This is a genomic window from Bradyrhizobium sp. AZCC 2289 (genome assembly GCF_036924615.1).
GTDB lineage: Bacteria > Pseudomonadota > Alphaproteobacteria > Rhizobiales > Xanthobacteraceae > Bradyrhizobium.
The window spans coordinates 5112416-5125373 of record NZ_JAZHRY010000001.1 but is presented as its reverse complement, the minus strand read 5'-3'; the positions used below and the strand labels follow the sequence as shown (position 1 = coordinate 5125373).

The following is a 12958-nucleotide window of genomic DNA, read 5'->3' as shown; positions in this document are numbered from 1 at the left end:
CCCGGCAGGCCCCGGCCGGGAGCCTTGGTGATTCCCGGCACTATGAAGAGGAGCCGCCGCGCGATCAACCGATGCAAACGGGCGCGCGCTATGCGCTGGCGTCACCCTTTTTTGATCGCCCAAATATCAGGATCATGTTGTTGGCTGGCATTGGCACGGTTTCGATCAGGGCGAGACCAACACCGTCGGCCAAGGTCTCGACGTCGCCGATATCGCGCACGCCCCAGTCGGGGTCGCGGCTGCGAAGGCTGGTGTCGAATACGGCATTGCTCAGCGCGGTGTGCTTGCCGTCGCGCTTGAACGGGCCATAAAGAAATAACCGCCCGTCGGAGCGCAAATAGCGCGCGGCGCCCGCAAACAGGCCCTCGGCAACGCGCCATGGCGCGATGTGGATCACATTGGCGCAGAACACCGCCAGCAATCTGCCGGGGCCGCTGCCGTCGTGCATCTGATGACACCAGGCGGGATTGGAGAGATCGATCCGCAGCGCGGGGCGGATGTTCGGCAGGCCTGAATGTTTCAGCCACGCGCCGATGCTGTTCAGATGCGCCTCGTTGGTGTCGCTCGGCCACCAGGTGATGTCAGGGGCGTGACGGGCGAAATGCACCACATGCTGGCCGGTGCCGCTGCCGGCCTCCAGCACGTCGCCGGTTTTGCCGGCGAGGAATTTCAGCAAAACCGCGGAGATCGGCGCGTGGTTGCGGTGGAACGCCGCCGCGTCGAGCCGGCCGTCGGGTTCGACCGGCCTGCCATCCTTGCCGAATTCCACCACATGTTCCGCCACGGCCACTCTCCCGTGCCCTTTTAGACCGCACGGGCGCCGCCTGCAAAATTTGGCCGGAATGACTGCAATGCGAGGGAACAATCGAGCTTCCGCGGGGTGCATTGGGTCAGTGCGTTAACCTCCGTCTCCCCGCGCCTATTCTCCACATTGCCAGCCGATGGCCTTTGTGCTTTTTGACCCCCTATATTGCACAGGGATCGTCGATATAACGTCCGGGAAACGCCCTTGATCGCCACTTCCTCCATGAAGCCAGCTCTGGTCCTGGCGCTGTTGATCGGCGCCGCCGTCGCGGGCCCCGCTCATGCACAATCCGCCGCCACCGAGGGCCAAAAGCTCGCATTCGACCGCGGCAAGGGCAATTGCCTGACCTGCCATATGATCAAGGGCGGCGACCTTCCCGGCACCATCGGCCCCGAACTGAAAGACATCAAAACCAAATACCCCAATCGCGACGACCTCGTCGCCATTGTGTCGGACGAAACCAAGCGCAATCCGCAGACCGTGATGCCGCCCTTCGGACGAAACCGGATTTTGTCCGAGAAGGAGATCAGCGCGGTGGTGGATTTTCTGCAGACGCTGTGACGCGAGAAGCGCACGCCAGGAGAGCTTTCGGATGAGCATCACGGACAATGAATTTTCGGCGACGCGGCGGCTGGTGCTGAAGGGCGCCGGCACGATCGCGCTGGCCGGGCTTGGCGTCATCGGTTTCGATCCAAGGCAAGCCTTCGCCGCGGCCAATGACAAATATCCGGAGGAGGCGTTCAAGCAAAAGAGCGAGGCCGATGCGGTCAAATTGCTCTACGGCAGGACCGCCGAGCTCTCGGACAAGGTAAAGATGGACGCCCCTGAAATCGCGGAGAACGGCGCCGTGGTTCCGGTTTCGGTCTCTACGACACTGACTGACGTGACCTCGATCGCGTTCCTGGTCAGCGAAAACCCGAACGCGCTGATTGCGTCGTACAAGATTCCCGCGGGCACGATCCCGAGCGTGGCCAACCGCATCAAGATGGCGAAGACCAGCAACGTGATCGTCATCGTGGAAGCCGGCGGCAAGCTGTACAGCGCCACCAAGGAAGTCAAAGTCACCGTCGGCGGCTGCGGCGGCTAGGTCAGAACAGGGAAGAAACCAATGACATCGACCATTCGCGTGCGCGCCACCTCGAACGGCGACACCACCGAAGTGCAGGCGCTGATCCAGCACCCGATGGATTCCGGCTTCGTCAAGGACGCCCAGGGGCAGATCATCCCGCCGCATTTCATCCAGGAATTGACCTTCGAATATGACGGCAAGGCCGTGTTCGTCGCCGATTGGGGCGGCGGCATCTCCAAGGACCCCTATGTCAAGTTCGCCTTCAAGGGCGGCAAGAAGGGCGACGATCTGAAAGTGAACTGGGTCGACAACAAGGGCGCGACCGACACCACCACGGCGAAGATTCAATGAAGGCGCGGTCCGCGATCCCGGTTGCTTCCGCCGCGCTGGCACTGGCATTGCTGGCGTTTGCGACGCCGCCGGTGGCAGCCGCCGACACCGTCGATCCGGCCGCCGACGCCACGGCGTTCAAGAAATTCTTCACCGACAAATTCCCCAGGCTGAAGCCGGAGGATTTCGTCAACGGTCCCTATTCGATGAACGAGGACCTGCACAGGCAATGGGAAGAGAAAGAGCAATTCCCGCCGTACGAGTTCTCGCTCGAAGCCGGCAAGGAGATGTTCTCAAAGCCGTTCAAGAACGGAAAGAGCTACGAGGACTGCTTCCCCAATAAGGGCATCGGCATCCGGCAGAACTATCCGTATTTCGACGAGAAGGAAGGCAAGGTCGTCACGCTGGAACTGGCGCTGAACCGCTGCCGCGAAGCCAATGGCGAAGCGCCATTCTCCTATGTGAAGGACGACATGGCGGCGCTGACCGCCTATATGGCGTTCACCTCGCGCGGCAAGCCTTTCGACATCAAGATCCCCAACGATCCGCGCGCGCTGGAAGCCTATCAAAAGGGCAAGGAATATTTCTACACCCGCCGCGGCCAGCTCAATTTCTCCTGCGCCACCTGTCACGTCCAGAGCCCGGGCGAGCGCATCCGCGCCGAAGTGCTGGCGCCCGCGCTCGGCATTCTCAACGCGCTGCCGATCTACCGCTCGGAATGGAGCGGCATGGGCACCACCAGCCGCCGCTTCACCACCTGCAACAGCCAGATCCGCGGCGTGCCGCTCGATCCGCAGGCCGATGAATACCGCGATCTCGAATATTATCTGTCCTATGTCAGCAACGGACTGCCGATTTCCGGCCCGGGAGCGCGGCCATGAGCTCCAGAATGCTTAAAACGATCCTCGCAGCGACGCTTCTGCTCGCAGGCGCGGCGTCGGCGCTGGCCGCGAGCACCGAAGCCGACTTCAAGGCCGCCTACGCCGCGGCCGAGGCCGCCAACAAGGAGGCCGGCAGCTTGCGCAACCAATGGACCACGACCGCGGCGACATTGGCGGCGGCAAAGAAGGCTGCCGATGCCGGCGACTTCGACGCAGCCGTTGCGTCGGCAAAAGAAGCCGAAGCGCTGGCAAGAGCGTCGATCTTCCAGGCCACAAGCGAGAAAGAACGCTGGAAAGCCATGGAAATTCGCTAACTCCTCTTTCGGCCCCTCTTGCAGGCGCGGAGATAATTTATGACCATCCGCCGCCGGGATTTTCTGACGCTCGCCGGTGCCGCCATGCTTTCGGGCGGCGTGCCGCGGATCGCGCGCGCCGCCGACAACAGCGTCTACGATCTCGAGCGTTTCGGCAACGCGCGCATCCTGCACATGACCGACACGCATGCGCAGCTGCTGCCGGTGTATTTCCGCGAGCCGAGCGTCAATCTCGGGATCGGTGCGATGGCCGGAAAGCCGCCGCATCTGGTCGGCCGCGCCTTTCTCGACCGGTTTGGCATCAAGCCCGACAGCGCCGACGCCTATGCCTTCACGTTTCTCGAATTCGAAAAGGCCGCCGGACGATTCGGCAAGCTCGGCGGTTTTGCGCATCTGAAGACGCTGATCGACCGCCTGCGCAGCGATGCCGGGCCAGGGCGCTCGCTGCTGCTCGACGGCGGCGATCTGTGGCAGGGCACCGGGCTTGCCAATACCATGCAGGGCGCCGACATGGTGGAGGCGGCGAACCTGCTCGGCATCGAGGCGATGACCGGGCATTGGGAATTCACCTATGGCGAGCAGGCGCTGCACGCCAACCTTGAACGCTTCAAGGGCGAATTCCTGGCGCAGAACGTCTTCCTCACCGAGGAAGCCGCCTTCAACGACGCCAAGGCATTCGATCCCGCCTCGGGACGGGTGTTCAAGCCTTCGCTCATCAAGGAGATCGGCGGCCATCGCGTGGCCGTGATCGGACAGGCCTTTCCCTACGTGCCGATCGCGCACCCCAAGCGCTTCACGCCGGACTGGAAATTCGGCATCCGCGACGAGGAATTGCAGAAGCTGATCGACGCCCATCGCAACAACGACAAGGTCGATGCCGTGGTGCTGCTGTCACATAACGGCATGGATGTCGATCTCAAGCTCGCCAGCCGCGTCACCGGCATCGACGTCATTCTCGGCGGCCATACCCACGATGCGGTGCCGCAGCCCATTCCCGTGAGCAATGCCGGCGGCACCACGCTCGTCACCAATGCCGGATCGAGCGGAAAATTCCTCGGCGTGCTCGATCTCGAGATCGCCAAGGGCCGGGTCGCCGACGTGCGCTACCGGCTGTTGCCGGTATTCTCGGAACTGCTGAAGCCGGATGCCGCAATGCAGGCGCTGATCGACAAGATACGTGGACCCCATGCGGCAGCCTACGCCGAGAAAATCGCGACCACCGATCGCCTGCTCTATCGTCGCGGCAATTTCGGCGGCACCGTCGACCAGTTGATCTGCGACGCGCTGCGTTCGGAACTCGACGCCGAGATCGCACTGTCACCGGGCTTCCGCTGGGGCAACAGCGTACTGCCGGGCCAGCCGGTGACGATGGAAGATCTGCTGACCGAGACCGCCATCACCTATCCCGAAACCTACGTCCTGAACATGACCGGCGGCCAGATCAGGGACATTCTCGAAGACGTCTGCGACAATCTCTTCAATGCCGATCCCTATTATCAGCAGGGCGGCGACATGGTTCGCGTCGGCGGCTTCGCCTATACCTGCACGCCGGCCGAGGCCGCCGGGCGCCGGATTTCCGACCTCAAGCTCGATGACGGCCGTCCGCTCGATGCCGGCAAGAGCTACAAGGTGGCGGGCTGGGCGTCCGTCAACGAGCAAAAGGGAATTCCGGTGTGGGACGTCTTCGCCAGGCATCTGCGGTCCCAGAAGATGCGCGACCCGCGCGGTACCGGCGTCACCTTGAAAGGCGTCGATGACAATCCGGGAATAGCGGAACGGGTATGAGGCATTTTGCCAGATATCGGCGGTCGATCCTTGGCGCGCTCGGTAGCGCCCTGATAGTGGCGTTGATGACCGCAGCGGTCTCCTCGCCCACCCGGGCCCAGCCGGCGTCATTGCCCGACAAACCGTTCGCCGATCACCGCATCGTATTGCAACTCTCGGACAATGACCCGAAAAAACAGAGCCTCGTCATCAGCGTCGCCTATAACCTGCTCAAGGCCTACGATCCCGACAAGGTCGCGATCGAGGTGGTGACGTTCGGTCCGGGAATCGATTTGCTGCGCCCGGAGAACGACCACCGCCAACGGGTCGAGAGCCTGGTCGCGCAAGGCGTGCGTTTCGACGTCTGCCTTAACACCGTGGATACGATCGAACGCGACACCGGCAAACGGCCGGAATTCATCGCCGCCGCGACACCGGTTCAGGTCGGCGTCGCGCAGATCCTGCTGCTGACCGAAAACGGGTATACACTGGTCAGGCCTTAAGGAGTTTTATCATGTTTTGCCGTCTCGCGACCATTGCCATGCTGTCGTTCGCCTTCGCCACTAGCGCGCTTGCCGCCGACAAGGCCCATCGCATCTCGATCCAGATCGACCAGAACGACCCGCAGGTGATGAATATGGTGCTCAACAACGCCACCAACGTGATCGAGTACTACCGCGCGAAGAATGAGGATGTGGACATCGACGTCGTCGCCTACGGTCCCGGCCTGCACATGCTGCGCGCCGACACCTCGCCGGTGCAGGACCGCATCAAGCGGCTCAAGGACATGGTTTTCCCGGGCAAGATCCAGTTCTCCGCCTGCAACAACACCAAACAGGGCATGGAAAAGACCGAGGGACACGCGATTTCGGTGCTGCCCGAAGCCACGGTGGTACCGTCAGGCGTGGTGCATCTGATGGAATTGCAGGAGCAGGGCTGGAGTTACGTCCGGCCTTGAGGGAGCAAGAATCCTTCGAAATGGCCGCCCTGTGGAGACGAGAATGTTTGAGTAGGCCGTCGTAATGGAATAATATCCTCCGCGAGACCCAAATTGAGGACGCGGCAGCCGTCATGATCTTTCGTCAGCTCTTCGACAGCGTTTCAGGCACCTACAGCTACCTCTTGGCCAGCCGGGCCGGCGGCGAGGCGCTGATCCTCGATCCCGTGCTGGAAAAGGCCGACCGCTATTGCCAGTTGCTGCGCGAGCTCGATCTGCGGCTGGTCAAGGCGGTCGACACCCATCTGCACGCCGACCACGTCACGGGCCTGGGCGAACTGCGCGACCGCACCCAGTGCATCACCATCATGGGCGAGCAGAGCAAGGCCGACGTGGTGTCGATGCGGGTTGCCGATGGCGACAAGGTGATGATCGAGGGCCTCAGCCTCGACGTGATGTACACGCCCGGCCATACCGACGATTCCTACAGTTATTTGATGGGCGACCGCGTCTTCACCGGTGATACGCTCTTGATCCGCGGCACCGGCCGCACCGATTTCCAGAACGGCAGCTCGCGGGCCCAATATGAATCGATCTTCAACCGGCTCCTGAAACTGCCGGAGGAGACCATGGTGTTTCCCGCCCATGACTATAAGGGCGACACCGTCTCCACCATCGGCGAGGAGAAGCGCTACAATCCCAGGCTTCAGGTGCGCTCGGTCGACGAGTATGTCGAGCTGATGGCCAACCTGAAACTGCCCAACCCGAAGATGATGGACGTAGCTGTCCCCGCCAACATGCATGTCGGCCTGCATCAGCACGATCTCGCCATGGAAGGATTGTCGTTCACCGCCCGCGAAGCGATCGACAGATTGGGCCGCCCGGATATTCTGCTGGTCGACCTCCGGGAGAACAGCGAGCGCGCCAAGCACGGCACGCTCTCGGGCGCGCTGCACGCGCCCTATCCCGGCATCTGCGAGAGCCTCGCGCCCGGCGGCATGCTGCGCGAGGTCGCCGCGGCCACCGGGCGCCGAATCGTGTTCTTCTGCGCCTTCGGCGAGCGCTCCGCGATGGCGGTAGCCGCTGCCAAGAAAGCGGGCCTTGCCAACACCGCCCATATCGAAGGCGGCATCGATGCCTGGAAGAAGGCCGGCGGTCCGGTGATGCACGGGTGAGAACGGCTGTTATGAAGCCGTCGTCCCTGCGAAAAGCAGGGACCCATACTGCGTGGCCTGTCGATTAGGCGATGTGGTAGACGCCCTCTGCAAACCGCAAAGTTCGGAGGCTATGGGACCCTGCTTTCGCAGGGACGACGAAGGAGTTTAGCTACCGCCCAACCCTTTTCAATTCCGCGGTGAGCACATCCAGCGCTTCCGCCAGCATCACGCCGCCGCACACCGTCAGCCGCTCCGGAATCACGATGCGCTTGTCCGGCGGATAGAAGTGCTGCAGCGCCGGATGCAGCAGGAAGGCGCGGCCGTTATCCTCGGCGCGGTCGCCCGTCTCCGACACCAGCAGAAAATCAGGCCGCAGGCTGACGATCGCTTCCAGCGAGGTGAATCCGCCGAAGGCGATGCCGAGATCGCCGGCCGGGTTGAGCAAGCCGGTTTCGGTCAGCAGCGAAGAGACCAGGCTGTCGCGGCCGGACACAAAACCGCGCCGCGACAGCGGCAGCACCCGGTAATGCTTGCCGGTGACGGTCTCCCGGGCGCGCGCGATCGCGGCGTCGAGCCGGGCAATTTCGGCTTTGGCGCGATCCGGATGCTGCACCACCTCGCCCATTTCGCGGATCTGGTCCTTCACCTCGGGAAGCGTGCGCGGCACGGTGAATTCGGCGACATGCAGCCCCTTCGCCTTCAACAATTCCCGCGTCGAACGCTTGTCGAACCGGCTTGCGAGCACAATGTCGGGCTTGAGCACCAGCACGTCTTCGGCGCCGCCCGACAGGATCGGGTAATGGCGCGCCTTGTCGGCCGCCCAGGATTGCCAGCCATCGCGCGCGTACCGGCTCAATCCCAGGATTTGCTCGGGGTCCGCCAGTGTCAGCAGCAATTGATCGCTGCAGACATTCATCGAGACGATGCGTGGCAGACCGGTCGCCGACGACGCGCCGCTAGACATCGCCAAGGCTACAATCGCCAAGGCTACAATCGCCAACAGAGCTGCAAGACGTCGCCGCATCAGATTTCCGCCCAAGGCACGATCACGGCCTCGCGCTGGTATTCCGCGCGATAGGCGCTGACCCGGAACACGTCTGCGATCACCTGCGCCGACAGCGCCTCGGCCGGCGCGCCCTGCGAGACCAGGCGGCCCTCCGAGAGCACCAGCACAGTGTCGGCAAATCGCGCGGCAAGCCCGAGATCATGCGTCACTACGATCACCAGCACGCCCTTGTCGGCGGCCGCTCGCAGGCCCTTCATGACGTCGATCTGGTGGCGCGGATCGAGCGACGCGGTCGGCTCGTCGGCCAGGATCACGGGAGCTTCCACCGCCAGCACGCGCGCCAGCGCGACGCGGCTGCGCTCGCCGCCGGACAATTCGGTGACGCGGCGTTCGGCGAATTCCATGACATCGACCGCCTGCATCGCCCGCAGCACCGCCTCGGCGTCTTTAGGCGACAATCGCGCCGGATCGGTGGCGCCATGCGGATAGCGGCCGAGCGCGACGATATCGCGCGCCGGCAGCGGCCAATGCACGATGTGTCCCTGCGGCAAATAGGCAAAGCGTTTGGCGCGCTCTCGCAACGGCAACGACGACAGCGCATCGCCGCCGACACGGATGGTGCCGTCGGACGGCAACAATCCCGCCAGCGCGCGCAGCAGCGTGGTCTTGCCGGCACCGTTCGGCCCGACCAGCGCGACCAGATGCCCTGACGACAGCGACAGCGAAACATCCCTGAGCACCGGCCGGCCGGCCAGCGCCACATTCAGATTCTCGGCTGACAGCAGCGTCACAGGATGCCTCCGCCGAGCGCGCGGCGTTCGCGCATGATCAGGTAGAGGAAGAATGGCACGCCAATGATCGAGGTCAGCACGCCGACCTTGATGTCGCTTGTCGAGGGAATGATGCGCACGGCGATATCGGCCGCGAGCAACAGCGCCGCGCCAGCGAATGCACTCGGCACCAACAGCCGCGCCGGGTCGTGCCCGATCAGCGGCCGCATCAGATGCGGCGCGACTAGGCCGATGAAGCCGATGGTGCCGGACACCGCGACCGCGCCGCCGACCCCGAGGGCGACGCCGAGAATAACCAACAGCCGCAGGCGGGCGACATCGACACCGAGGCTTTGTGCGGTTTCCTCGCCGAGCGTCAGCGCGCGGAAAGCGCGGCGCTGGCTGAGCAGGATGACCGCGCCCGCGATGATGAACGGCAGCGCCAGCATGACGTGCTCAAAACTGCGGTCCTCCAGCGAGCCGAGCAGCCAGAACGCGATTTCGAGCACCACAAAGGGATTGCTGGAGAGATTCATCACCAGCGCGGTTGCAGCGCCCGCCAGGCTCGAGATCGCGAGCCCCGCCAGAATCAGGATCAATAGCCCGGCGTTGCGGCCGGCGATCGCAAGCAACGCGAATACCGAGCCGAACGCGGCGATGACGGCCACGACCGGCAGCGCGTAGGAGCGCACATCGGCCAGCCCCAGCGCAATCACCAGCACGGCGCCGAACGCCGCCGATTGCGGCGCGCCGAACAGCGAGGGCGAGGCCAGCGGATTGCGCAGCAATCCCTGCAGCGCCGCGCCCGACAATCCCAGGATGGCGCCGATCGCCAGCGCCAAAATCGTGCGTGGCAGGCGAATTTCGCGCACGATCACCTGCGCCACGTCGCTGCCGCCGCCGAACAGCGCTTCGACCACGGCGACCGGCGACAGCCGTACCGCGCCGGTGCCGAGCGAAACCAGCACCAGCAATGCCACAAGCGCGACAAGCGCCGCCGTTGCGCCGAAGCGCCGGCGCGCGGCAGCCGCGTTTACAGCGATTACGGCCTCAACACCCATCCATCATCCTCGAACAGCTCGCCCGCACGGAACGAGTTCGCCAGGCAAGACTGCTCATGCGGCAAAAAGGGCGCACCCGTCCAGTGACGATTGCGGGCGCCGAATGATGGATTGACTCCGATCTCGACAAACTTCTACCGTAATTCCCGACGGTTCCTTGAGCTAGGGATCAAAAGGGAATGCGGTGCGGGGAAATCTCCCCAATTCCGCGGCTGCCCCCGCAACTGTAAGCGGTGAATCTTTCGTCACATGCCACTGGGAATCTCGGTCCTGGGAAGGCGACGAAGGGTATCGACCCGCAAGCCAGGAGACCTGCCGTCAGCCGTGGTCACACGCGAAGATGTCGGTCGGGGAGTACAGACATTAGCTTCACCAGGCTTGCGAAAGCCCTTGGGGGAACTTGGTTCGCTGTGACGTGCCACTGACGTCATACCGAGATCTGAACCATGTCTTCTTCCATCCCAGCCGCAAGGCGCCGCCGGCGTTTTTGGCTCGCTTCCAGCTTTCTCGCGCCAATCGTATTGTTGGGCGGTTCGGCCGCGCAAGCGCAGCAAGCCGCCTCCATCGATTCGTTGCCGCCGATCGAGATCAGCCCGCCCGTCGACCAGAATCGAACCCGGGCGCAACCGACCTATGATGAAAGCAGCGGTCCGCGCCGCGCAGCGCCCAACACGGCGCCGACGAGCAACACTGCTGCGCCGGGCACCGGCTCGAATTCCTCGACGACGACGTCATCGAGCGACGGAAACGGCGGCCGGCAGTTTGCCGGCATCGTCGGCACCTCCTCCACCGTCATCACCGCCGATGACATCGCGCATTCGCCCGGACAAACCTTGCAGGACGTCATTGCGCAAGTCCCCGGCGTACAACTGACGAGCTTTTATGGCGGAGTGAATGGCGCCGGCACCTTTGTCGACATGAGGGGATTCGGCGCTTTTGCTACTGCCAATACGCTTATCCTCGTCAACGGCCGCCGCCTCAACGACATCGACTTGGCCGGCGTCGATCTGTCGGCTATCCCGCTCAACTCGATCGAACGCGTCGAGATCACGCGCGGCAACAGTGGCGCGGTACTGTACGGCGACAACGCGGTTGGCGGCGTCATCAATATCGTGACCAGGACTGGCGTCGGCGGGCCGCCGGTCGCGATCCGTGGCGAAGCCGGCGTCGGCTCGTTCAACCAGCGCATGGCGTCGGTCTCGACCGCAGTCAATTCCGGACCGTGGTCGACGTCGTTCTATGGCAATGCCATCAAGTCCGACGGCTATCGAGACAACAATGCGCTCGATCAGCGCAATGGCGTCGGCAATCTCAACTACAGCACGCCTGGCCTCTCCGCGTTCCTGACCCTGTCCGGCGACGACCAGAAACTGGGATTGCCGGGAGGCCGCATCGTCGATCCCGGCGCCGGCATCAATCTACTGGCGACCGCGCGACAAGGCGCCAGCACGCCATTCGACTACGCCAACAAGCAGGGCGCCAACATGACCGCCGGTTTCACCAGGACGCTGGTGAACGGCGTCGACCTCATCGTCGATGGCGGCGTGCGGGACAAGAAGCAGCAGGCGGGGTTCTTCGGCAGCGATCCGTCGATCCCATTCAACTATGTGGATACGCATCTGCAGACGTGGTCGATCACGCCGCGCTTGAGCATCAAGAACCCGATCATGGGGATACCCTCCACCATCCTGACCGGTATCGACTACTACGACGCGACGTATCACTCGGATCGTCCCGAATTCAGGGGCGCGCCCCCGATTCACGTCTATGACCTCAAGCAACAGACGTTGGCCGGCTATTGGCAACAAACCGTCGGATTGTTGCCGTCGACCGATTTCTCCTATGGGGCCCGGGTCCAGAACACCAGTCTCAGCGCAAGGGACCGTTACGATCCGACCGCCCCCGGCGCCTTCGACATCCAGGCGATGCCGCTCGACAGCAACGAGACCCAATATGCGCTGCATGTCGGCCTCGAGCACCGCTTCAACGAAACATTCTCGGTGTTCGGCCGTGCCGCCCACGCGTTCCGTACGCCTGATGTCGACGAGCGCGTGGCGTCGGGTCCCGCCTTCGACGCCTTCTTCAATCCGATTCCGCAGACCTTCAAGCTGAAGACCCAGACCTCCAGCGACGTCGAAGGCGGTTTCCGGATCAAGACCGGAATCTTCCAGGTGCAGACCAGCGTCTACAACATGGACCTCGAAAACGAGATCCATTTCGATCCCGTCAACTTCTTCAACTACAACCTCGATCCAACAAGGCGCTATGGCGCCGAGACCAGCGCCTCGGTGAAGGTCAGCGACAGCGTGCTGTTGCGCAGCGGCATGGCCTATACCCGCGCCGTGTTCCGTGAAGGACCGTTCGCCGGCGACGACGTGCCGCTGGTGTCCCGCTACACGGCCAACGCCGGCGTGACCTGGAACATCTGGCAGAACTACCTGGTGTTCGATGCAACCATGCGCGGCTGGAGCTCGCGTATCATGGACAACGACCAGGCCAACACCCAAAGCCGCATACCCGCCAACGCGACCGCCGACGTCAAGCTGAGCGGGCAATATGAGCACTTCTTCTGGTCGCTCTCCGTCAACAACGTCCTGAACGCGCTCTACTACGACTACGCCATCGCCAGCTCGTTCACGGCCGGCCGCTTCTCGGCCTATCCGCTGCCGGGCCGGACCTACCTAGTGAAGGCCGGCGCCACGTTCTAACCCCGACAGCCGGTTCGGAGCCCGCTCCGGAGCGGCTTTTCCTGGCTTGACGAAATGTGCTGCAGCGCCACAGGACCATCCGAAAGACGGCGGCGCCGGGGCCGGCTTTCACCATGATGGCCGATTCGGCGCGATAACGCGGCTTTTGCGGGCGAA

14 protein-coding genes and 1 riboswitch are annotated in these 12958 nt (G+C 63.4%); of the genes, 10 read left to right on the top strand and 4 right to left on the bottom strand.

Going from position 1 to position 12958, the window contains the following annotated elements; genetic code table 11:
* Positions 1-88 precede the first annotated feature (88 nt).
* Positions 89-784, bottom strand: a complete 696-nt coding sequence (locus V1289_RS24380) for a DUF938 domain-containing protein (RefSeq protein WP_334399487.1) — start codon at positions 782-784, stop codon at positions 89-91.
* Between the two features lie 243 nt (positions 785-1027).
* On the opposite strand from V1289_RS24380, the gene soxX reads away from it, so the two are divergent.
* The 9 genes from soxX (at position 1028) to V1289_RS24335 (ending at position 7275) form a co-directional block, all read left to right on the top strand.
* Positions 1028-1366 carry a sulfur oxidation c-type cytochrome SoxX gene (soxX, locus tag V1289_RS24375; protein WP_334407645.1) on the top strand — a complete coding sequence of 113 codons (339 nt, stop codon included), beginning with the start codon at positions 1028-1030 and terminating at the stop codon, positions 1364-1366.
* A gap of 31 nt (positions 1367-1397) precedes the next feature.
* Positions 1398-1892 carry a thiosulfate oxidation carrier protein SoxY gene (gene soxY, locus V1289_RS24370; RefSeq protein WP_334399485.1) on the top strand — a complete coding sequence of 165 codons (495 nt, stop codon included), beginning with the start codon at positions 1398-1400 and terminating at the stop codon, positions 1890-1892.
* Between the two features lie 21 nt (positions 1893-1913).
* On the top strand, positions 1914-2225 hold the full coding sequence (gene soxZ, locus V1289_RS24365) for a thiosulfate oxidation carrier complex protein SoxZ (protein ID WP_334399483.1): 312 nt from the start codon (positions 1914-1916) through the stop codon (positions 2223-2225).
* Positions 2222-3085: a sulfur oxidation c-type cytochrome SoxA gene (gene soxA, locus V1289_RS24360; protein WP_334399481.1), complete on the top strand. Its 864-nt coding sequence runs from the start codon at positions 2222-2224 to the stop codon at positions 3083-3085. Before soxZ ends, soxA begins: the two co-directional genes overlap by 4 nt.
* An 8-nt stretch (positions 3086-3093) precedes the next feature.
* The gene (locus tag V1289_RS24355) at positions 3094-3399 is read left to right on the top strand and encodes a hypothetical protein (protein ID WP_334407642.1); all 306 of its coding nucleotides are present in this window, start codon (positions 3094-3096) and stop codon (positions 3397-3399) included.
* 39 nt (positions 3400-3438) lie between these two features.
* Entirely contained in the window at positions 3439-5184 is a 1746-nt protein-coding gene (gene soxB, locus V1289_RS24350) for a thiosulfohydrolase SoxB (RefSeq protein ID WP_334399479.1), read from the top strand.
* Entirely contained in the window at positions 5181-5666 is a 486-nt protein-coding gene (locus tag V1289_RS24345; protein WP_442896068.1) for a DsrE family protein, read from the top strand. Before soxB ends, V1289_RS24345 begins: the two co-directional genes overlap by 4 nt.
* Positions 5667-5677: 11 nt before the next feature.
* The gene (locus V1289_RS24340; RefSeq protein ID WP_442896067.1) at positions 5678-6121 is read left to right on the top strand and encodes a DsrE family protein; all 444 of its coding nucleotides are present in this window, start codon (positions 5678-5680) and stop codon (positions 6119-6121) included.
* A 113-nt stretch (positions 6122-6234) separates the two neighbouring features.
* Positions 6235-7275 carry an MBL fold metallo-hydrolase gene (locus V1289_RS24335; protein ID WP_334399477.1) on the top strand — a complete coding sequence of 347 codons (1041 nt, stop codon included), beginning with the start codon at positions 6235-6237 and terminating at the stop codon, positions 7273-7275.
* A 151-nt stretch (positions 7276-7426) separates the two neighbouring features.
* On the opposite strand, the gene V1289_RS24330 is transcribed toward V1289_RS24335, so the two are convergent.
* Genes V1289_RS24330 through V1289_RS24320 form a run of 3 tightly spaced genes read right to left on the bottom strand, consistent with a single transcriptional unit; the run spans position 7427 to position 10094 of the window.
* Positions 7427-8281: an ABC transporter substrate-binding protein gene (locus tag V1289_RS24330; protein WP_334399475.1), complete on the bottom strand. Its 855-nt coding sequence runs from the start codon at positions 8279-8281 to the stop codon at positions 7427-7429.
* Positions 8281-9054, bottom strand: a complete 774-nt coding sequence (locus tag V1289_RS24325) for an ABC transporter ATP-binding protein (protein WP_334399473.1) — start codon at positions 9052-9054, stop codon at positions 8281-8283. The genes V1289_RS24330 and V1289_RS24325 overlap by 1 nt, the downstream gene beginning before the upstream one ends.
* The gene (locus V1289_RS24320) at positions 9051-10094 is read right to left on the bottom strand and encodes a FecCD family ABC transporter permease (protein ID WP_334399471.1); all 1044 of its coding nucleotides are present in this window, start codon (positions 10092-10094) and stop codon (positions 9051-9053) included. Before V1289_RS24320 ends, V1289_RS24325 begins: the two co-directional genes overlap by 4 nt.
* A gap of 133 nt (positions 10095-10227) precedes the next feature.
* A riboswitch (cobalamin riboswitch) is annotated at positions 10228-10428 on the top strand.
* A 112-nt stretch (positions 10429-10540) separates the two neighbouring features.
* Between V1289_RS24320 and V1289_RS24315 the strand changes: the two genes are divergently transcribed.
* Complete coding sequence (locus tag V1289_RS24315; protein WP_334399469.1) at positions 10541-12802, top strand: TonB-dependent receptor; 2262 nt, start codon at positions 10541-10543, stop codon at positions 12800-12802.
* The last annotated feature ends 156 nt before the right edge of the window (positions 12803-12958 follow it).

Coding starts and splice junctions, on each gene's coding strand:
- soxY (WP_334399485.1), top strand. CDS start 1,398: ATGAGCATCACGGACAATGAATTTTCGGCGACGCGGCGGCTGGTGCTG.
- soxX (WP_334407645.1), top strand. CDS start 1,028: ATGAAGCCAGCTCTGGTCCTGGCGCTGTTGATCGGCGCCGCCGTCGCG.
- soxB (WP_334399479.1), top strand. CDS start 3,439: ATGACCATCCGCCGCCGGGATTTTCTGACGCTCGCCGGTGCCGCCATG.
- V1289_RS24315 (WP_334399469.1), top strand. CDS start 10,541: ATGTCTTCTTCCATCCCAGCCGCAAGGCGCCGCCGGCGTTTTTGGCTC.
- V1289_RS24345 (WP_442896068.1), top strand. CDS start 5,181: ATGAGGCATTTTGCCAGATATCGGCGGTCGATCCTTGGCGCGCTCGGT.
- V1289_RS24335 (WP_334399477.1), top strand. CDS start 6,235: ATGATCTTTCGTCAGCTCTTCGACAGCGTTTCAGGCACCTACAGCTAC.
- V1289_RS24330 (WP_334399475.1), bottom strand. CDS start 8,281: ATGCGGCGACGTCTTGCAGCTCTGTTGGCGATTGTAGCCTTGGCGATT.
- V1289_RS24340 (WP_442896067.1), top strand. CDS start 5,678: ATGTTTTGCCGTCTCGCGACCATTGCCATGCTGTCGTTCGCCTTCGCC.
- soxZ (WP_334399483.1), top strand. CDS start 1,914: ATGACATCGACCATTCGCGTGCGCGCCACCTCGAACGGCGACACCACC.
- V1289_RS24320 (WP_334399471.1), bottom strand. CDS start 10,094: ATGGGTGTTGAGGCCGTAATCGCTGTAAACGCGGCTGCCGCGCGCCGG.
- V1289_RS24355 (WP_334407642.1), top strand. CDS start 3,094: ATGCTTAAAACGATCCTCGCAGCGACGCTTCTGCTCGCAGGCGCGGCG.
- soxA (WP_334399481.1), top strand. CDS start 2,222: ATGAAGGCGCGGTCCGCGATCCCGGTTGCTTCCGCCGCGCTGGCACTG.